Origin of the sequence: Endoryza foliicola (assembly GCF_050589245.1) — a bacterium.
In the GTDB taxonomy this organism is placed as follows: Bacteria; Bacteroidota; Bacteroidia; order Chitinophagales; family Chitinophagaceae; genus Endoryza; species Endoryza foliicola.
Map to the genome: position 1 here is coordinate 363,553 of NZ_JBOBEW010000003.1, position 21,870 is coordinate 385,422.

At 41.4% G+C, this 21,870-nt stretch carries 11 protein-coding genes; 9 read left to right on the plus strand and 2 right to left on the minus strand.

Going from position 1 to position 21,870, the window contains the following annotated elements:
- The first annotated feature begins 52 nt into the window (after positions 1-52).
- The 9 genes from ACQ2HE_RS08915 (at position 53) to ACQ2HE_RS08955 (ending at position 13,708) form a co-directional block, all read left to right on the plus strand.
- Positions 53-1,972, plus strand: a complete 1,920-nt coding sequence (locus tag ACQ2HE_RS08915) for an OmpA family protein (RefSeq protein ID WP_430898440.1) — start codon at positions 53-55, stop codon at positions 1,970-1,972.
- A 69-nt stretch (positions 1,973-2,041) separates the two neighbouring features.
- Positions 2,042-3,145, plus strand: coding sequence for a DNA-processing protein DprA (dprA, locus tag ACQ2HE_RS08920; protein ID WP_430898438.1), 1,104 nt, complete (start codon positions 2,042-2,044; stop codon positions 3,143-3,145).
- 90 nt (positions 3,146-3,235) lie between these two features.
- Complete coding sequence (gene guaB / locus ACQ2HE_RS08925) at positions 3,236-4,735, plus strand: IMP dehydrogenase (protein ID WP_430898436.1); 1,500 nt, start codon at positions 3,236-3,238, stop codon at positions 4,733-4,735.
- Positions 4,736-4,903: 168 nt separating this feature from the next.
- Positions 4,904-6,055, plus strand: a complete 1,152-nt coding sequence (locus ACQ2HE_RS08930) for a lipoprotein N-acyltransferase Lnb domain-containing protein (RefSeq protein WP_430898434.1) — start codon at positions 4,904-4,906, stop codon at positions 6,053-6,055.
- A 6-nt stretch (positions 6,056-6,061) separates the two neighbouring features.
- On the plus strand, positions 6,062-6,874 hold the full coding sequence (locus tag ACQ2HE_RS08935) for an alpha/beta fold hydrolase (protein ID WP_430898432.1): 813 nt from the start codon (positions 6,062-6,064) through the stop codon (positions 6,872-6,874).
- A gap of 11 nt (positions 6,875-6,885) precedes the next feature.
- A complete protein-coding gene (locus tag ACQ2HE_RS08940) occupies positions 6,886-9,519 on the plus strand; it encodes a PKD domain-containing protein (RefSeq protein WP_430898430.1) in 2,634 nt (877 codons plus the stop codon).
- A gap of 177 nt (positions 9,520-9,696) precedes the next feature.
- The gene (locus ACQ2HE_RS08945; RefSeq protein WP_430898428.1) at positions 9,697-12,300 is read left to right on the plus strand and encodes a PKD domain-containing protein; all 2,604 of its coding nucleotides are present in this window, start codon (positions 9,697-9,699) and stop codon (positions 12,298-12,300) included.
- A gap of 55 nt (positions 12,301-12,355) precedes the next feature.
- Positions 12,356-13,117 (plus strand): SDR family NAD(P)-dependent oxidoreductase, encoded by a 762-nt coding sequence (locus ACQ2HE_RS08950; RefSeq protein WP_430898426.1) that lies wholly within the window; start codon positions 12,356-12,358, stop codon positions 13,115-13,117.
- A 105-nt stretch (positions 13,118-13,222) separates the two neighbouring features.
- Positions 13,223-13,708, plus strand: coding sequence for a hypothetical protein (locus ACQ2HE_RS08955; RefSeq protein WP_430898424.1), 486 nt, complete (start codon positions 13,223-13,225; stop codon positions 13,706-13,708).
- A gap of 283 nt (positions 13,709-13,991) precedes the next feature.
- Here ACQ2HE_RS08955 and sov read toward each other — a convergent pair whose 3' ends face one another.
- On the minus strand, positions 13,992-21,170 hold the full coding sequence (gene sov / locus ACQ2HE_RS08960) for a T9SS outer membrane translocon Sov/SprA (RefSeq protein ID WP_430898422.1): 7,179 nt from the start codon (positions 21,168-21,170) through the stop codon (positions 13,992-13,994).
- A 50-nt stretch (positions 21,171-21,220) separates the two neighbouring features.
- Positions 21,221-21,805, minus strand: a complete 585-nt coding sequence (gene ruvA, locus ACQ2HE_RS08965; RefSeq protein WP_430898420.1) for a Holliday junction branch migration protein RuvA — start codon at positions 21,803-21,805, stop codon at positions 21,221-21,223.
- Between the last annotated feature and the right edge of the window lie 65 nt (positions 21,806-21,870).

The window sequence follows — 21,870 nt, forward strand, 5'->3', positions numbered from 1 at the left end:
CCGAAATCCGTCTTACCCTATATATACCTCAGACACATTAAGAAAGGAATACATGAAAAAAAAGCTTAGTTTGTTGTTAGGATTTTGCTTCTTGCTTGGATTGGTGAGTCAGGCTCAATACGACCCTAAGAAAGTGAACAAGAAAGCAGCAAAATTATATGAGCAGGCAATGGAAGCAGCTTCAAACGACGATTTTAAGACGGGAATTAAATTGCTCCAAAACGCCACTAAAATTGATCCTCAGTTTGCCGACGGCTTTCTCTCAATAGCCGGCATGTTCGGTGAAATGAAAAAATACGACTCTGCCATCTATTACTATCAACAAGCTAAAGCAATTGATGCAGATTATTTCAAAGATTACAATCTTCCCTATTCTATCAATTTAGCAGGAAAAGGTGAATTTGCAAAAGCATTGGAAACTATTGAAGAATTCATGCAAATTCCTAACCTCAATGAAAGAAGTGTTCTTTCTGCAGGGTATCGAAAAAAATCGTATCAGTTCGCCATTGACTATGGCAAACAACATCAACTCGATAACTATTTATTCAATCCGATAAACATGGGACCGAATATCAATTCGGTTGTTTCAGAATATTATCCCACATTAACCATCGACAGCCAACAGTTGGTCTTCACTAGAAGGATCAAAAATTACAACGAGGACTTTTTTGGTGCAGAAAGAAATCCTGAAGGAGGTTGGCTGCCCTCCGGCCCACTAACAGGAAACATCAATACTATGCAGAACGAAGGTGCACAAACGCTTTCGCAAGATGGCACTTGGTTGATTTTTACGGGTTGCAATTTTTCGGATGGCTATGGTAGTTGTGATCTTTATATTTCATATTTAACCAATGTAGGATGGAGTACACCTGAAAACTTGGGTCCGGTAATCAATACAGAATTCTGGGAATCGGCACCTAGCTTGTCGCCCGATAAAAGAGATTTATACTTCGCCTCCAAACGCCCCGATGGATACGGTGGCAGTGATATTTATGTTTGCCATTTAATGCCAAATGGAAAATTCGGTAAACCTGAGAATTTAGGAGGCGCCATCAATACATCGGGAGATGAAAGCTGTCCGTTTATCCATGCCGACAATCAAACCTTGTATTTTACCTCCAATGGTTTGCAAGGATATGGTGGTGATGATTTGTTCATGGCCAAAAAAGGACCAAAGGGATATTGGAGCAGACCCGCCAATCTGGGTTATCCCATCAATACCATCGAAAACGAAGGAAGCATGATTGTTGCATCAGATGGGAAAACTGCTTACTACGCCAGCGATCGAAGCGAAGGGATGGGTGGCCTCGATTTGTACACTTTCGAATTGAGAAACGAAGTTCGTCCTGCAAAAACACTTTGGATCAAAGGAAAAGTATACGATAAGAAAACAGCCAAAGGCTTGCCATCGGCAGTAGAGCTCACCGATTTGTCTACAAAAGAACTCACCAATAAAGTTCAAACCGACGAGAATGGATTTTATCTCATTACACTACCCGTTGGTAAAGACTATGCCTTCAACGTAAACAGAAAAGGATACCTCTTCTATTCTGAAAATTTTTCGCTGAAGCAAAAAACGCCCGATTCAACTTACCACATCGATATTCCACTTCAACCTTTAGAAGTAAATGCAGCCATTGTGTTGCGCAATATCTTCTTCGATTCCAATTCGTTTGAATTGAAACCGGAAAGCACTTCTGAACTAGATCGTTTGGTGCAGTTGTTAAAGGACAATCCAACCTTAACCATTGAAATTGCAGGTCATACCGACAATGTAGGCAAGGCAGCCGACAACTTGAAGCTGTCACAAGATCGTTCAATGGCAGTGGTAAAATACCTCACACAAAAAGGAATTGAAGCCAAACGTCTTTTGAGCAAAGGTTATGGAGCAACCATTCCAATTGCAGACAATGCTACAGAAGAAGGCAAAGCCTTGAACAGAAGAACCGAAATGAAAGTCATCAATCAATAGTTGTTTCGTACAAGGGTAATCGTTATTACTGTAAAGTAGAGCGATTACCTTTACACTTCATTGAAGTGTATGAACAACGAAATCCTCTATCAGATTGCCCTTACCAAAGTACCGCAAATTGGCTCTGTACAAGCGAAACTACTTGTTGAAGAACTTGGATCAGCACAGAAAATATTTGAAAGCAAGAAATCAACATTAGAAAAAATAGAAGGGATCGGTCCTGCGCGTGCGAAACAAATTCGCGACTTTAAGTCCTTTCAGGAGTTGGAAGAAGAATTGAAATTCATTGAAAAATTTCAAATTCAAACCCTTTTCTTAAGCGATGCCGGCTATCCGCAGAAACTCCTTCAATGCACCGATCCTCCCACCTTACTATACTATAAAGGCACGGCTCATCTGAACAATTCTAAAGCAGTTGCCATCATTGGAACACGATCGAATTCCGAACTGGGCAGAGAACTCACCGAACAATTGATAGACGGACTCAAGCCTGTTTCGCCTTTGATTGTAAGCGGATTGGCTTATGGCATCGACATCATCGCACATAAAAAAGCTTTGAAACTAGAAATGGAAACGGTAGCCGTATTGGCGCACGGGCTTCATACCATCTATCCTTATGCGCACAAAAAAATTGCAAAAGAAATGATTTATTCCGGTGGTGGATTATTGAGTGAATTCGGTTCGGGCATTGATCCGGAGCGTCATCATTTCCCTTCAAGAAATCGAATTGTAGCGGGATTATGTGATGTAACAGTGATCATTGAATCGGGTGTAAAAGGAGGAAGTATGGTAACGGCTCAATTAGCCAACGGTTATCATAGAGATGTAATGGCATTCCCGGGCAGGGTAATTGACCTAAAAAGCAGTGGATGCAATGAACTCATCAAGCAACAAAGGGCACAACTCATCACCGGCGCTGCAGATTTGCTTCATTTCATGGGTTGGCAAACACAATCAAATGCGCCTGCACCTCAATCGAATCTATTTGTTGATCTGAGTCCGGATGAATCTGTTTTGTACAATATTTTGAACGCAACGCCTTCGTTGCATGTAGATGAATTGAGAACGCAAACAAGCTTCTCTCCTTCAAAAATTGCGGCCCTTTTATTAGAGATGGAGTTGAAACAATTGGTGCAAAGTTTACCGGGCAAGCACTACAAACTTAGGATTTAACTCTCTCACAATCAGCGATTCACGTCAGCTCAAAAATCATTTTTGAAAACTTTATTTGGCAGGAATTAGTTGCACGCGCTATCTTTGCACATGGCAACAAGAATTAAGACTCCCCGCTCTGTTAAATCTCCCGTTTCTAAATTTTTTGGTGAAGGATTGACCTTCGATGATGTACTGCTCGTTCCGGCATACTCTGATGTATTACCCCGCGACGTAGATACAAGTACTCAGCTTACTAAAACCATTAAGCTCAACATTCCATTGCTTTCTGCAGCTATGGATACCGTTACCGAAGCGAAACTGGCCATTGCCTTGGCTCGTGAAGGAGGAATTGGAATTCTGCACAAAAACATGAGCATAGAAAAGCAAGTAGAACATGTTCGGAAAGTAAAAAGAAGTGAAAGCGGATTGATCATCGATCCCATTACACTCAGACAAGACGCGACCATTGGCGATGCCCTTTTACTTATGACAGAAAATAAAATTGGCGGTATTCCCATTGTTGACCACAACAATAGATTGGTAGGCATCCTTACCAATCGCGACCTTCGCTTTGAAACCAGCAAAACCAAATTGGTAAGCGAGGTAATGACCAAAGAAAATCTGATCACTGCTCCTGCAGGAACAGATATGAAGAAAGCTCAAAAAATTCTCAGCTCTTACAAAATTGAAAAACTTCCGGTTATTAAAAAAGACGGAACCTTAACCGGCCTCATTACTTATAGAGACATTCAAAAGTTAGACTCTCACCCTAATGCTGTAAAAGACAGCTTTGGTCGTTTGGTGGTGGGTGCTGCTTTAGGAATTACAAAAGACCTCCTTGATAGAGCCGCCGCCTTGCAACAAATTGGTGTAGACGTGGTAACGCTCGACAGCGCACACGGTCATAGCAAAGGTGTAATTGATGCGCTGAGAAATTTAAAAAAGAACTTTAAATCACTTCAAGTAATTGCCGGAAATATTGGTACTGCTGCAGGTGCTAAAGCCTTGGCAGAAGCCGGTGCTGATGCGGTTAAAGTAGGAATTGGACCCGGTTCTATTTGTACCACTCGTATTGTAGCTGGTGCAGGGATGCCTCAAATAACGGCAGTAATGGAAGCAGCTTCCGTACTGCATAAATTAAACATCCCATTAATTGCCGATGGTGGTATTCGCTATACAGGCGATATGGTAAAAGCATTGGCCGCCGGTGCGAATGTAGTGATGATGGGTAGCGTGTTTGCCGGAACTGAAGAAAGCCCTGGTGAAACCATCATTTATGAAGGAAGAAAATTCAAGCAATACCGCGGTATGGGATCTATTGGAGCCATGAACCAAGGTAGCGCCGATCGCTATTTCCAAGATGTAGAAGACGGCATCAAGAAATTTGTTCCCGAAGGAATTGAAGGTCGTGTTGCTTTCAAAGGAAACCTCAGCGAAATTGTATACCAATACACCGGAGGATTGAGAGCAGGTATGGGATATTGTGGCGCTCGCACCATCAAAGACCTTCAAAAAGCTCAATTCGTTCGTATTACCAATGCCGGCATGAAAGAAAGCCATGCGCACGATATTGAGATCACGAAAGAAGCGCCGAATTACAGTCGCTAATGAAAGCAATTCTTAATTAATAATTATTATTTAAGAATTAAAAAGCCGGTGCATTGAAAAGGTGCACCGGCTTTTTTATCCCAATACACTTCGTAATTACTTGCAAAACTCACCACTCCCAAATCCCAATTATGATTCGTATCTTTCCTCCACGGAAACAGTACAATTATGCTTAGAAAAACCTTGTTACTGTTGGCAATGTTTTGCTTTAAAATCGCCATTGCCCAACAGGACAGCGCCGATATCTACTGCCAAACCAAGATCAGTCTGCTTACCTGTGGGCCCGGCGACGAGCTGTACAGCAGTTTCGGACATACCGCCATCCGAGTTCAAACTCCCAATTTCGATATTGTATTCAATTACGGCACTTTCGAATTCGAAGACCCAAATTTCCTAGCAAAATTTGTTAGAGGTAAACTTCCCTATTTCCTTTCCGTTGAAAGAATGAGCGATTTTAAAATGGCTTATACTTATGAGAAAAGATCCATCTATGAACAAGACCTTGGGCTTAAATGCGCGGAAAAACAAGCCATCTTGGAAGCACTTAGAGTAAATGCCAGAGAAGAAAATAAATTCTACAAATACGACTTCACTTTTGATAATTGTACCACTCGAGCACTCGATATTCTTAACAAAACAGTGGGCAATCAATTTGATCTACCCAAATCAGTTCCAATACCCTACAGTTTCCGAACTGCTATTCACCATGACCTCGACAATGGAGGGTTTGCTTGGAGCAAATTGGGCATCGATATCCTTTTAGGTGCTCACCTCGACAGAAAAATGACCCGTGCAGAAACTAGATTTCTACCGGCGCAGTTAATGAACGATTTAAATGAAACCAAGATCAGGAATCAACCGCTTGTAGCAGCCAGAACTGAACTGCTCAACGCGCCTGAACGAACTGCCAATAACAAATGGATTCCTTCAATAACCTTGGGTTCAATCTTCCTTCTGTTAATTCTCCTGAATTTCATGAAATCAAGAAAGGCTCGAACCTTTAACAATTTAGTCTTCCGACTAGTACTCTTTGTTACCGGTACGTTGGGAGTACTATTAGTATTCATGTGGTTTGGAACAGATCATTATATGTGCGCCAACAATATGAATTTGATTTGGGCCCTTCCTACCAATTTAATTGCCTGTTTCATCCCTTTTAATCAAAAAACCCGTTACTATTTTCAAGTGGTGTTTTTGATCAACCTATTAATGGTCATCAATTGGGCTTGGTTACCGCAATCCATGAACTTAGCCCTATTACCGGTTGCACTATACTTGGCATTCAAATCGTATCGTGTTTACGCTGAGAAGTCGAATTAATAAATCATGGCGCTTTTTAAAACAACTAGAGGAAATAGCATTTCATATACTGTACAGGGCAAGGGACTGCCTGTTTTGCTTTTGCATGGATTTGGAGAAGATCACACTATATTTAATCAACTCGCTGAAAGCATCCATCAAAATGCCAGCCTCATTATTCCCGACATTCCGGGATCAGGGGCTTCAGAATTAATAGACCCCACCCAACCGGGGATCGATCATTTAGCATCAGACTTTTGGGAATTAGTAGCATCCCTGAGTGTAACAGCCCCAATTGTTATTATAGGTCACAGTATGGGAGGATATATTGGATTGGCAATGGCTGAACAAAAACCCGGTGCAATTAAAGCATTAGGGCTTTTTCATTCAACCGCCTACGCAGATTCGCCAGAAAAAGTGGAAGCAAGAACCAAGAGCATCGCTTTTATAAAAGAACATGGACCGGCGCTGTTTTTGAAACAAACTACTCCAAATCTGTTCTCAGTAGGGTTTACTCAAAACAATGCTTCGTTCATCACCGGTTTTGTTGAAGAAAATTCCAACTTTTCATCGGAAGCACTCGTATACTATTACAATTCGATGATCAATCGGCCTAATCGAACGGCAATACTAAAAAGCGCTGATTATCCGATACTTATGATCATCGGAAAACACGATAAAGCGGTTCCTTATGTTGATGGCTTGGAACAAAGCTATTTGGCAAAAGAAACCCATGTTCTGATACTCGAAAACACTGCCCATATGGGGATGTTTGAAGAGCCTCAAAAAGTGATCACTTTTGTGAAAACTTTTTTACAGAACATTGAAATTCAAGGGTAAAATTCACGTTATTGAAGAAGCGAATGGTAAAAAAGGCAGTCATATTTTTATTCAGTACCCTTTTTTGTGTAGGACTCTTGAAGGCCGAACACATTAAAGGAGGGGAAATGTATTATACCTACAATGGTCCAGGCCCAACAGCCAACACAAACTCATATACCGTTACCCTCAAATTGTATATCGATTGTAAAGCTACCAGCCCGGGTCAATTAGACACGGCAATTCCCTTTACAGTCTTTAATAAGGACAATGGCCAACAATACGGGGATACGGCCTTGGCTCGTTTAGCGAAAGAACAATTCATTAATTTCGATCCGGCCTCCAATCCTTGTATTAGCAACGCTCCAACCGATGTGTGTTATCGAATTAGATGGTTCACGACCATTGTTGTTGTTCCAATAAATAACAATGGATACACCATCGCCTATCAAAGATGTTGCCGCGTCGCAAACATCGTTAACCTTGTATCCCCAAGCGGAAATGCCGGAAGTACCTATACAGCTGAATTACCAGGTTCGGTTGTTTATCCTGAGGCATACAAAAATAACAGCCCCCAATTTGTAACCAATGATGTTGCGGCAATCTGCGCCAATAGCGCTTTCACGTTTAGTTTTGCTGCGGTTGAAATTGATGGCGATTCCCTATCGTACAGTTTGTGTGGGGGGTATACAGGAGGTAGCACTCAAAGCCCGGCTCCTATTATAGCATCTCAGCCACCTTACACGCAATTAAACTATCAATTTCCATTTTCAGGAACCTCCCCCTTGGGTGCGTCCTCTACTATAAACCCGGTTACCGGTTTAATAACCGGAATTGCACCCGGAGTTACAGGTCAATATGTAATTACAGCCTGCGCCTACGAATACAGAAAAGGAGTTTTAATCAACGTTCATAGAAAAGATATACATGTGGCAGTTTCGAACTGTATTCCACTGAAAGCCTACCTTGACCCCAACTATGTTTTTTGTGATGATTTGAAAGTGTCATTCAAAAACAATCAAATCAACCCCGCCGGGTCTAGTTATATCTGGACTTATGGTGACGGTTCAAAGGCCGATACTACCTTGGACCCAACGGGTGCCGTAACTCACCAATATGCCGATTCAGGAACTTATACCGTAAAACTAAAAGTAATTTTAGCAGGTGGTCAATGCGTTGATTCTGCAACCACCAGCGCCAAAGTATACCCCGGCTTCTATCCCGGTTTTATCCCGCAAGGAACTTGCATTCTATTTCCGATACCCTTTCAAGACACAACAAAATCTCGATACGGTGCCGCTTCAAAATGGTCATGGAATTTTGGTGATGAAACCACTACGGCAGATACTTCTCACCAACAAAACCCATCCTGGAAGTATTCTACAACCGGATTCAAAACGGTACAGTTGATTGTAGAAAGCACCAAAGGATGTATAGACACCGCCACTGCTCAAGTTGAAGTACGCGACAAGCCCCCTATCAATTTGCCTTTCAAAGACACTTTGATTTGTAGCATTGATACTTTAAAAATCAATGCTTCCGGTAATGGTATTTTTTCTTGGTCGCCCAATTATAATATCATCAATGCGAATTCGGCTACTCCGTCTGTCTTTCCCAAACTGCCAACTTGGTATTATGTAAGTTTGAATGAGAATGGGTGCGTAAACAATGACTCTTTAAGAGTTCGAGTAGTGGATACTGTTACACTATTTGCAGGTAACGATACCACTATTTGTGCAGCAGATTCCATACGTCTCAACCCATCAGGCGACGGCCTTCAATTTGTATGGACCCCTGCTACAGCTATATCAAATGCGAATGTCAAAAACCCAATTGTATTTCCAAGCACAACAACCGTTTATAAAGTAACAGCCATTATTGGTAAATGTAGAAAAGACGATGACCTTACCGTAAAAACAGTGCCGTATCCAACTTCTATTGCAGGGCCCGATTCTACGATATGCTTCGACGATACGGCGCAATTGAATGCAAGTATTGTGGGGTCGCGGTTTGTATGGTCTCCAACGTCTACGTTGTCAAACCCATCGATATTGAATCCGTTGGCATTCCCAACAACTACAACTACTTATACGCTCTATGCCTACGATACGCTGGGATGCCCCAAACCCGGTATTTCGCAAATCACAGTGAATGTTCGAAACAAGATCATTGCCTTTGCAGGAAACGATACCTCAGTGGTAATTTCACAACCGTTACAACTAAACGGATCTGGTGGAATCTTGTATCAATGGGCGCCCTCCACAAATTTGAACAATGCTGCCATAAAAAATCCGATAGCTATATTATCAGATAACTTCACTTACATCATGCGCGCTTACACGCCCGAAGGATGCGAAGCTTATGATACAATCAATATCAAAGTATTTAAAACACTTCCTGATATCTTCGTTCCGAATGCTTTTGTTCCGGGAGGAAAAAATCGTTTGCTTCGACCCATACCGGTAGGTATCGCGCAATTCGACTTCTTCCGAGTGTACAATCGTTGGGGACAGTTGGTGTTCCAAACTTCCAATCCTGCATATGGCTGGGACGGTACCATCGGCGGCAAAACTCAAGACACGGGAACCTTTGTTTGGATGGCACAAGGAGTGGACTATACCGGAAGAAAGGTATTCAGAAAAGGAACCGCTACACTTATACATTAATGTGATGATTTGATAATGTGTGAGTTAGTAACAGAATACTAGGAGAACCAATTCAAAATAAACTAACACACCAAACTTATTAAGCACTATTTCCTCAAATCTACCAACCATCGAATTGGTACATTAAAACCACAACCCTTTACCTTTTTTATCCGTATCTTTTAGTACAACTATCTCATGCGGATAATTTACGGACTGCTGCTGATTCTTGGGCTGCCTTGGGTAGCTTCAGCACGCCACATTAAAGGCGGAGAAATCAACTATCAGTACATTGGTCCGGGGTCGACCGCTAATTCAGAACGTTACCAAGTAACCTTAAGGCTTTTCTTAGAATGTGGAGCTTCCGGAAACCAATTGGATGCTGAAGCAAATATTGGAGTGTTTCGAAATAGTGACGAGATTGCAGTAAGTGGCTCGCCTTTTTCTTTCCCACTTACCGGTGATGAATTTATTAATTTAACCGCTCCCAATCCATGTATTAACAACCCCTCTCCTGTTTGTTACCGACTCAGAACCTATTCTCGTGAAATTGAACTCACAAAAACAGAACTGGGTTACACATTTGTATTTCAACGCTGCTGCCGCATTAATGGACTGGTAAATCTATCACCCAATACAAATGTGGGTTCTTCTTACACGTGTAAAATGGGAGGCACTGATGTATTAGGTATCGGCAGTAATTCAAGTCCGGCTTTTGCCATCAAAGATACCGTGCTGATCTGTCAATACAGACCCTTCACACTCGATTTCAGTGCTACTGATACAAATGGCGATTCATTAAGCTACGAATTTTGTGATGCATATACAGCACTTCAAAATGGTCAAGGTGGAGCCATCACCCCTGTGCCCCCAAGTCAAATTGGTTTTGTGAACTATTCAGGCGGATTTGACGGAACTACTCCAATGGGGGCCGGTGTTCGGATCGATCCAAAGACAGGCCTTATTTCAGGTATCGCGCCCGGTGGCGGAGATTATGTAATAAGTGTTTGCGTGAAGGAATGGAGAAATGGTAAAGTATTAAGTGAACATCGCAAAGACTTCAATTTAAAAGTGGATCAATTCTGCGATCTCGCTGCAGCATCTCTAGCCCCAAACATTACCAACTGCGACAACTACCTGCAATTTTTCCAGAACGAAGCGCCACCTTCCACATTAACCCATACGTATTTTTGGGATTTTGGAGTGCCCGGATTGAATTCAGACACCAGCACCCAGTCTGCTCCAAACTACACCTATGCAGATACAGGCACTTATACCATAAAACTGATCATCAACAGAGGAGAACAATGTTCCGACTCAGCCACTACGCAAGTAAGAATCTACCCGGGCTTCTTTCCTAAAATGAATGTTCAAGGTGCGTGCATTCAAACGCCTTACACTTATTCTGACCTGAGTACTGCTCGTTACGGAGTTATCAATTCTTGGAACTGGAACTTCGGAGACGAAACAAGTGCTGATGATGTATCAACTAAAAAGAATGATTCTTGGCTCTATTCAACCGTCGGCTTCAAAAATGTGATTCTCACGGTTAGTTCCAGCAAAGGTTGTACCGCCACTATTGACACCACCATCGAAGTAAAACTTAAACCCATAGTGAATCTAGGATTTCGCGACACCTTGATTTGTAGTATCGACACTTTGCAATTGGTAATCAACGGCCCAGGCAACTATCAATGGACCCCGGCTTATAATATCATCAATCCTGGTGTAGCAAGCCCACTCGTATACCCGAAATCAACCACTACATATTATGTGGCCATGAATGATCGCGGATGTATCAATAATGATTCTGTAAAGATTCGAGTAGTGGATGAAGTCACTCTTTCGGCAGGCCCCGATACTACTATTTGTTTGACTGATACTATTCGTTTGAATCCAACTACCGATGGCTTGAAATACAGCTGGACACCCACTTCCACCTTACTAAATCCGACAAGCAAAAACCCATTAGCTTTTCCATCAAGCACTACAACCTATAGTTTATTGGCAAGCATCGGAAAATGTTCGAAACAAGATGAAGTAACCATAAATACGGTTCCCTATCCTTTTTCCAATGCAGGCGCCGATACAGTGATATGTTACGATGACACCGCACAGTTACACGCGAACATCAAAGGAATCCGATTTACATGGACTCCTGTCAGTTCCCTTTCCGGGGCAAACACCTTAAAGCCTATTGCTTATCCGCTCACTACTACGGTGTATAATTTGCTAGTCTACGATACCTTGGGCTGCCCCAAACCCGGTGTTGACCAAGTAAAAGTTACAGTTCGTCCTAAAATATTGGCATTCGCAGGTAATGATACTTCAGTGGTCATTGGTCAACCTCTGCAACTAAACGCAAGCGGTGCAGATTTGTACAGTTGGTCGCCTGCGCTTTATCTTTCTAACTCAAGCATCCCTAACCCCATAGCCCTATTGTCCGACAATCAGACTTATATTCTAAAGGCATTTACGGAAGAGGGATGTTTTGCATTGGATACAATTCGTATAAAACTCTTTAAAACAGGGCCGGATATCTTTGTCCCCAATGCCTTTGTTCCTTCCGGCAAGAACAGAGTCTTACGCCCAATTCCTGTTGGTATCGCCCAATTCGAGTTTTTTAGAGTTTATAATAGAATGGGGCAATTGGTCTTTCAATCTTCAAACCCATCCTACGGTTGGGACGGCACCATTGGTGGTTACCTACAAGGCAGTGGAACTTATGTATGGGTTGCCGGAGGTATCGATTATACAGGCAAAAAAATACTTCGAAAAGGCACCGCCATTTTAGTCAGATAATTTTCTTCGATTCATCACATTGTGCCAAATTTGTATCCAATTTAAAATTCAGGAAATGAGTAAGATTGTATTGATCACAGGAGCTACATCAGGATTTGGAGAAGCAATGGCTTTGAATTATGCAGAAGCCGGATACAAAACCATTATCACAGGTAGAAGAAAAGACAGATTGGAAACCCTAGCAGCTCGTCTTAAAACTGAATTCAATACAATATCATTGATTTTGTCGTACGATGTACAAAACAAGGAAGAAAGTTTCCAAGCCATTGAATCCATTCCGGAAGAATGGAGAGCCATTGATGTTCTTATCAATAATGCAGGTTTGGCAGCCGGTCGGGATTACTTTGACGAAGCATCTTTGAGTGATTGGGAAACTATGATTGATACGAATGTGAAAGGACTGATCTATACTACAAAAGCAGTATTGCCCTACATGATCGCTCGCCAAAAAGGTCATATCATCAATATCGGTTCAACAGCCGGAAAAGAAGTGTACGAAAAAGGGAATGCCTATTGCGCAACGAAATTTGCCGTGAATGCTTTGTCGCAATCAATGCGCATCGACCTTTTAAGACACAAAATAAAAGTAACCTGCATCAACCCCGGCGCCGCAGAAACCGAATTCTCTTTGGTTCGATTCAAAGGAGATGCCGAACAAGCCGCTAAAGTGTACGAAGGATATCAAGCAATGACCGCCGACGATATCGCCAAAATTGCGCTCTATTGCAGCTCCCTACCTAGCCATCTGTGTATCAACGATTTAGTTGTAACCTCCCTAGCTCAGGCAAATTCATTCTATACTTATAAAGGTGCCTAATATTAAGATTTAAGTTATTTGACAATCAAGTATTTGAACTTACAGGTCAATTGCATATATTAGCAGTCGAACGTTTTTAATCCCGATATCCGAAAAAACCCACGTATGCGAAAGACCTTGTGTTTAGCACTGATTGTCACCTGCTTACAATTTGTAGCCGGCACTGTCATAGGTCAAACCGATCACTTACGCCAACAAGGTTGCGATATCGCTTCTTATTCTTCCACCATCGATAGCATCAAAAAAGCTTACAGCGCGCAAGGTTATATTGTTTTAAGAGAAGCTTCCATGACCATGGAAAGCGAATACGAGATGCCCATCATTTTACCTATGACCGAAGGAACCTTGTATCAATTTGTATTTATTGGAGATCCCACTTCTCGTTTGTATGAAGTAAGAATGTACGATTGGAATGAAAAGCAAGTGGTTTACAAAAAGAACATGTGGGGCGATGTTGACGGTAATGTTATTAGCTACTCCTACGTTCCTAAATTCTCCGAATACCACATGATCAAACCTGTACAGGTTAATAAGAACAAGAAAAAACTTTGTGGTTATGTAATGTTGTTGAAGAAAACAGTTCAACAGTAAGCAGCCTTACAAACCCAAGCGGTCGTAGAATAATTTACCTTGAAATCACTTTCAATTGTCTTCAGAGAAAACAATTCTAATTGAATCGATCCGCGATTTCACTTATACTGATTCCCAATTTGCGCCTTTCTCTTAGTTTCAATGCATCAAGCACCAATTGAGGCTTGCCCCACTTGTTATCAAAGATGCAAACATCGCAAAACATATGCTTCCGATTAATGAATAACTTAACAACTCACAACTCAAGAACTTTTCACCCATACCAAGCTCCTTGTCGTTTTTACTATTGTGCTAAGCTTATTCGTATCTGAACGCCGCCTTTTGTGTTGGTAATAGGAGGTGCAGTAGAAATTTTCGGCTCTACTCTTCTTTGTTCAAAATAGAGTTTGATACTAACACGATTGCTGATTACATAGTCAACTGACGGGTTAATAAATACTACTTTTTGACCTGAGGTTGGCAATGAAGTAGTTTGATCCAGTCGGCTATTGGCGGTAGCATCATCTCGGACACTAAAGTCTAATCGGAAGGAAGCATCGTTGTCCAATGGCTTACCTTTCCATTTAATGAAACTGAACAGGCCTCTCTTTCTCCAACCTGCTCCAACTCCAATTTCTGTGGAAACGTTTTCACTTAATTGGAAATCGATCATACTTAAACTCAGCGTTCTTGACTTCTTGTATTCAACACGTGCAGTAACCTGATTGGTAAACTGCATGTCAACGTCTATCAAAGGCTCAAAACGCTCGCTAATGGTTACGTTTGGCACTAAGAAGAATGGAATATAATTACCGGTGAGTGTATCAATAAAGCTCGGATAGCCAATTCTCAATGGATCTTCAAACAACAATGAAGAATTGAAACTATTCATACTCAGGGTACTGTTGTATCCATGAGAAACAGAGAAATTACTAAAAATGCGTTCCATGCCAGGAATACGTGTCAAGCCATTATAAGTGATTCTCCAGTTTGGAAGCGGCAAATATCCTTTAAAAGGATTGCTCTTCGTATTTGGGTTCGACTGTTCTACCAAGGCAACAGATTTTGGATCCTTCTTGGTATAAGCAGAAATAAACGCAGGCAATATTACATCTTGAGAGTATTTTCCATAGCCTTTATAATAACCATCGCCCGTGGAAATAGGATTACCGAATGCGTCTTGGGAATATTTATTCAACAAAGCCAATCGTTGAGCAATGATCGAACGATTTGCTTCAAACTCCTTAAAGGTTTGTGACACTTCATTGGTACCTGTTTTGCGGAACAAGGTTTGAAAAGATATAAAGGTAACACTAAAGCTACCACCTGCATAAGGGCTCAATCGAGAAAACTTACCGCTATAACCTAATGTATCTTTATACAATTCAGAATAACTCTTACCGAATGATTTTTCCAAATTCAAATCAATCGTAAAATCTCTGAAAGGAATCAATTGCGCATTTATGGTCAACTTCTGACTATAATCTTGTCTATTCAGGAAGTTGAAATTAGGGTCCCCTGTCAATAGTCCTCTTGAAGCGAGGTTATTGATAAAGTTACTATCAGGCTGCTGGCCAAAAGCGAATCCAAATCCGGGTGCATTCGATTTAAAGTTCATACCCAATGCTCTTGTACTATCAGTATATCCATAGATAGTGGTTGCAGCATTCTCTGAATAGTTTACCGTTACCCGTTTAATGGAAGTAATGAATCGACCAACAATTTTCACTGCAGTACTCAGTTCAATCGGTTCATTGGGATCACGTTTGCGTTTTTTGGCTGTATCTGATTTCGGCTTATCACCCGTTGGAGGCGGCGCATCGGCATCAAGGGCTCTTAACCAGCGAGACTTGGAATACAATCTATTGAAATCAAACTCACCATTCAAGGTTTTAGCCTGTGTATTACCAAGAGTATTGCCATATTCTCTAGCAATTAAAGAAGCCCCAGTCCAAGTCATGGTGGCATTATAACTTGCACGAATAGAGGTCCAATCCAACATGGGGACTTTTGATGTTGGGAAAGTATAGCTTAAAGTTGCATTCTGGTTGAAAAGTATCGTTCTTCCTCCTTTCCAGAAATTGCTCCACATGTTCTTCTTTTCTGCTTTGTCTAGTCTACCGGTATCTTCATCTACCCAAGCCTTATTAGTAGATGTATAATCTACGTTGATGCTCTTGGTTAGATCCCAACGCAAATTGTATACTCGATCAAAAGTGAAGTATTTGTCGTAAGTCTCCGGCAATCCACCTTTCGGACCACCCACATTTCGAGGACGGTAGGTTCCGAACTGACGGTTCATATCGGCCCTAAATCCTAACAAGGATGGATTGGGATTGAAATTCAAGTCGCGGATCAAACTCAACCAAGGACTGTTCGACTTGAACAATTTTTTGGTAGGCTCCCAGAATTTGGGATTCGATGTATAGTTGTATCCAATACCGGCTCTATGACGAATTACTTCATTACTTTCTATCAGCGGATTATGCTGCTCCTCTTTATAATACGTGTAACTAACGTCAATATTCTCGACGCTCCAAATCTGTTGTTTCTTGCCATTCGTATTATTCTTCTTCACATTGGTAAAGCTCACGGTCTTGATCGTCTTCACATCTACCGCATCATTGCGAATTGAATCGCGTTGCGAACTTGGCGCGCCATTGATCTTATCTTTCAACTTCAGATCCAAATCATATGGATCGTATTGAGGAGACGACATGGTTCTTTGAACGCTGGCATACATAGGAATTGACATCCCGGCCTCTTTTGGAACCAATTTGCCTAATTCTAAATTCGTAGCAACATCAAATTGGTTGTAATTTTCTCTTGAACGTTGATTCACACGTTGATCAATGGTACCCCATCCGGCACTGTGTGCACTTCCTGAAATATACAGGGTACCTAAATCAGCCAATTTAATATCAACTCTGCCCAATGCAGCCCAACCGGGCGATTCATTCAATCCACTCAAGCGCAACTCATTCACCCATACTTCTGTACAAACAGACTCGCGCTTTCTATTTTCAACCCCTAAGAAAGATACGCGAACTTCGCCAAGGTTTGGATTTCCATAAATAGCAATCTCACGGCCACTAGCCTCCACCTCTCGATAGTAAATAGAAGGATTCGCTGAACTATTACGCTTGGTTTTAATAGATGTTAAAACGGAAAGATCAATATCGATCTCGTTGGCAGCAGGCCAAATTAAGTTTGCATCCGATGTATTCCATGGCGTAACTGTAAGAGGAATCCGAATTTCATAGTAGTTGTTGATCAAATCATTTCCCAATCGCATCACAGCATACATGTCACCATTCTTAATGTCGGTACTGGAGTTCTTAGACTCCGCATGCCAATACATCTGCATCTTTGAATACTGACGCAAATCCAGGTTCATATTTTTGAACACCCCACGTACTTCAGTTTGCTTCAAATCACAAATCTGCATGCTCAAGCTTTGCTCATTCAACAACACGTTCACGTTATTATTACTCAACTGTTGCTGACGAACAACCCCCGGAGGTGTTTTATAAACAATAGGGTTGCGGCTGCTGTTCTCTTCAATGTTAACTGCTAACTGATTGAAACTGGTTGTTGAGTTGGTCGGAATAGAAATGTATTGACCGGCAGTATCCAACTCATAGTTGAACTTCCGCCAGTTGTTTCGAACGAGTTCTAGTTTTGCAAAACGCATCACCACTGAATCTTCGAAACCGCTCAAAAACATACGGATAAATCGAATGGACTTGAAATCGGGAATATCACCCACTTTTTTCTCGTATTGTTTGATAGGTACTCTAAACAAATACCATCTTTCCAAACTACCACCGCTTGGTGTAAATTCTCTCTTGTCAGTAATAAAGTTGGTACCAACCTGCATCAAAGGACTTGAGTTGGGTTGCATCTCAATTTTATACTGGAAATACTCTTCTAATTCGTTTAGCGTATTGTCCCTATTGAATTCTTCTTGATCAGGATACAATGTAAAAGCACTTACAAATTGTTGATTGGCTGTAGCTACGGGCGAGTTGCCTTGTGGGCTATTAATATCTTTGTATCTACCTAATATCTTAGTTTGACTTTGATCATAAGTTGCATCACGATAATTCTTAAAATCATCATTAGCCGGATCCTCAGCCGCTCTTTTGTAAATATTGGAGTTAACCCCAAAATTGGCAGCCAATTTGTCCAAATAGGATTTGAATTTTCTTAACTCCGCTTCATTTGTCAACCCGTCTAGTCCGGCATCTTGCAAAGGACGATCTGCAGGATCATTACTGAATGCTTGTGTTACTTGCAACGGATTGGCAGGCACTTTTCCCCATACTCCGGTGGAATCTTCAGCAGCCCTTGTATTAGCACCACTTATTCCATTCTCAAAAAAGCGTTTACCATCTCTTAAAATATCCTCTGAAATATTACCCAAGTTAAAATACAATTGACCACCGCTGCTGCTTGGGTTCATTAGGAACGGATCTTGTACCCAAAACTCAATGTACTCTACGTTACCTGTTTCAAAGTCAACCTGATCAATACCACGCATAATCCCTCCCCATCTGGTTTTGGGATTTAGAAGTTTTCCATCAGGAGTAACACTGCCAATACGAGAATCAAAATTGTACGGGCCTTTATCAGTTGGGTAATAAGCCAAGTCAAAGGTTACTAACTGTGCTTGACCAAAGTCAGGAGTTCTATTCGGATAAATTTGAGTTACGTTTACAGATCGTACACGTGGATCTAAGAAGTTTTCGTATGTGCGTACAGGATTGTTAGCATTTCTTCTATCTTGCAATACAGGTTCAATATTATACCATGCAATTTTAGCACGGTTGAACCCATAATCCAAAGAATCTTTCAAAGCTGATTCTGGAAACAAGCCATTGTTTTGTGGCGTACTGGCCAATCCCCAATACACCAATGGGAAACGAAGATCAATAGAGTTTCTACTTCCCTCAAAATCATCAATAAAAATCAATCCACTACTGCCTTTTCCAATTTGAGGTGGGTGACCGGGCTTCAGCATGGCTACTTCTCCAAAAGCGGTAACCGTACTCATCTCTCTTGTAGAGTAGAACGGCAATTTATCAAGTAACCGAGTAATGCGCGGTGCTTGTGTATTGTAATTGAAATCCAATCCGTACATGGTGTTGCGAATCGGATCCTCATTGTAGTTGGTTTTTGTAAAGAAAGGACGTTCGCCCAAACGCTCAATCGTACCACCAATGGTTAAGTTGCGAGTAGCGGAAGTGATGGCGTTGTAGTCTAACCGCAATCCCATGAAGTTTCGTTGCTGAATACCAAAACCGGCATTGTTTTCAAAACTCACATTAATAGGAACACCTGAACTTAGTATAGCGCTATTGATGATTCGAACACTTCCTAAATTATAATCAATGGTATAGTCTACGTTTTCCTTTAATACTTGTCCACCCGCAGTTACAGTAACTGACCCTTGTGGCACATTAAAAGCACCCAACGAAATCTCAGAAGACGCACTTCCCTTCGCATACCCACTAATAATGTATCGATCCAAATTGGCGAAGGTTTTAGCGATCTCCTTAATGGTATCGTACAATGGATAGTACACATATTTATCTTTCAGCGACTGAGGACTGTTCTTAAACGCTACTGAATCCAAATCCCGCCCAAAAGGTTCCAGGAAAGGGAAGATGATTCTAGCTTGTTGCGATTGCACGGTGTATCCTTCCAAATAGTCAAACACTCCATCGGGCAATGGATCATTCCTTGTATTCAATCGATCCAAATTCAATACATTGATTAAAGGAACACCGGTCTTATCACCTTCCGGTAAATAGCGCTTTTGTCCTAAACTAGGTTGTTCATAAAGCACGTTCAGTTTGAAATCTGCCGATTGAATATTGGTAAGAATCCCTCCATCTTTGGTCTTCAATGAATAAACGTTCTTCATCATCAAATCCCACAAAGGCAAATTGGTTCGCTGAGAGGTGGCTTTTAATAATTTCAGGAACAATACCTTTTGTTGACCTGTAGCAATGGTATTCGCAGTAGTATCAGGCGTTACATCCTGTGAAAATTCACCCACTGTATATACTTTACCATTGTAGGTGTATTGAAAAGCTACCCCCAAAACCTCATCTGCTTGCAAGGGTTGATTTAAACTCAAAAATCCGATCAACGGATTGAACGAATACTCTGAAGGATTCAACTTTCTGGCAAATGTCTTTTCGAAGTCTTGCACCTGTTTCAATCCAAGTGCATTCAGCTTTCCTACTATTTGAGAAGAACTTCTGCTTCCGGGATCGTTAACAATGCTCCGATAAAGTGTGTTCGCATCGTTGTATGGATAGGGCGTATTTGTTAGTGAAGTAATGCTAGGGCTATAAGGATTTCGTTCACCCAAGTCCATCAAACCAACCACATCTCTGGTTTCGGTAGTAGATCCGTTTCTGTTGGTTACCCAAACTTCCATACGAAGGATTTGCACCTGTGCATTCACTTTTGGCACATCCTTCATGGCCTTATTAAAATTCTGACGGAAATACTGTGCTAATAAGAAGTGACGATTTTCTTCGTAATCATCTGCCTTGAATTCAAAATAAGAATTGGTGGCACCGCCTTGTAAGGCCACACTTTGGCGGGTAGAACTTTGATTCGCTAAGGCTGCTGTTACAAACAATCGACCGAACTGCAATTGGGTTTTCACACCAAACAATTGTTGTGCACCTTGTATCAATGTACTCTTGGTTGCGAAATTGATGTTACCCGCTTCAATGCGTTTGATAATTTCATCATTCTTACCTGCGTAATCAAGCTTTAATTGATTCTCAAAATTGAAATTCGCCTGGGTATTGTAATTGATAGGAAGCTTCAATTTATCGCCAATATTACCGAGTACGCTGATATTCGCATTCATATCAAAATCAAATCCCCCGTTTCTTCTAGCTCTTTCAGGAAGTGCAGGGTTCTTGATGTTTTGCCCCTGATAACCTGCAATGATGGTCACATCCCCTTGCGGGCGAATGTCTACTTTGGGTAATCCATTGGCATCACCCCCAAACATGCGATTGAACAAACTTGGGTAGGCTGTTAATTTGGGGCGGGCATTTTTGCGGTTCAAGTCGCTCAACACACTCGCTCTTTTCTGAAAATATTCAATCTCAGCTTTCCGTGCTTGGAGGCGTTGAAAATCTTCAAAACTCATCGCAGTAGGTTTGCGATAGTACTTGGAACCAACTTTTTCAATGATATAGTAAGTACGAGTGGTGGGGTCGTACACAATAGAATCGGTGATGTTTGCGGGTCGGCGAAGATCAATGGGCCCTCTACCGGGGTTACTAAACGGATCGCCTAAACGATCGTGAATGGGAAACTTCAGTGTATCAACACCCTTAGGATCGGTGGTATCACGAAAATGACCTGCTTTGGACTGTAACGCAACAGTACATAGCAGGCATACCACGGCCATATACCGTATGTACAATCCTATTATCTCTTTAGTCAAAAACAATCTTTTCCCTAGAATTAGTTAGGTAGAAATCCGTTCCGATAGGCTTAAATTAGTTTTAAAGCTTTCTTGATGATGTCTTCTACTTGGCTGTTACCGGGCTCGGCTGTAAGTACCCTTTTTACAGCTTGCTCAGCGGCCGAACGACCAATGCCAAGAGCGACTAATGCATTTAACGCATCTTGATCCAATGTATTGTTTATCAATGGAGAAATATTTGTTGTTGGTCCCATTTTGGCCAACTTATCTTTTAATTCCAACACAATTCTTTCCGCCGTTTTTTTACCGATCCCTTTGATCTTTTCCAACTGCGCGGTATTGCCATGTACGATGATTTTTATCAATTCGTCAGGCTTAACCGAAGACAACATCATCCTAGCCGTTGCTGCACCCACTCCCGAAACACTTATCAAATGTATAAACAGCTCTTTTTCAGCCGGTTCCGAAAAACCGAACAAAACATGTGCATCCTCCTTTATTTGTAGATAGGTATAGAGTAGTCCTTCTTCCTTACCTTGAATGGCTTCATACGTGTTGAGGCTTATATGTAACTCATAACCAACACCTTGTACGTCAACAATCAAATGGGCTGGAGTTTTTTGAACAAACTTTCCCTTAACAAATGCAATCATACCAACGAAAATAAGTAGTTCGCGCGAATTTGATTCGCTTATCTCCTAAAAAGAGATAAGCCCTT

Excerpts from the sequence above, each read along its gene's own strand:
- ACQ2HE_RS08915 (WP_430898440.1), top strand. The coding sequence starts at position 53 with ATGAAAAAAAAGCTTAGTTTGTTGTTAGGATTTTGCTTCTTGCTTGGA.
- dprA (WP_430898438.1), top strand. The coding sequence starts at position 2,042 with ATGAACAACGAAATCCTCTATCAGATTGCCCTTACCAAAGTACCGCAA.
- guaB (WP_430898436.1), top strand. The coding sequence starts at position 3,236 with ATGGCAACAAGAATTAAGACTCCCCGCTCTGTTAAATCTCCCGTTTCT.
- ACQ2HE_RS08930 (WP_430898434.1), top strand. The coding sequence starts at position 4,904 with ATGCTTAGAAAAACCTTGTTACTGTTGGCAATGTTTTGCTTTAAAATC.
- ACQ2HE_RS08935 (WP_430898432.1), top strand. The coding sequence starts at position 6,062 with ATGGCGCTTTTTAAAACAACTAGAGGAAATAGCATTTCATATACTGTA.
- ACQ2HE_RS08945 (WP_430898428.1), top strand. The coding sequence starts at position 9,697 with ATGCGGATAATTTACGGACTGCTGCTGATTCTTGGGCTGCCTTGGGTA.
- ACQ2HE_RS08950 (WP_430898426.1), top strand. The coding sequence starts at position 12,356 with ATGAGTAAGATTGTATTGATCACAGGAGCTACATCAGGATTTGGAGAA.
- ACQ2HE_RS08955 (WP_430898424.1), top strand. The coding sequence starts at position 13,223 with ATGCGAAAGACCTTGTGTTTAGCACTGATTGTCACCTGCTTACAATTT.
- ruvA (WP_430898420.1), bottom strand. The coding sequence starts at position 21,805 with ATGATTGCATTTGTTAAGGGAAAGTTTGTTCAAAAAACTCCAGCCCAT.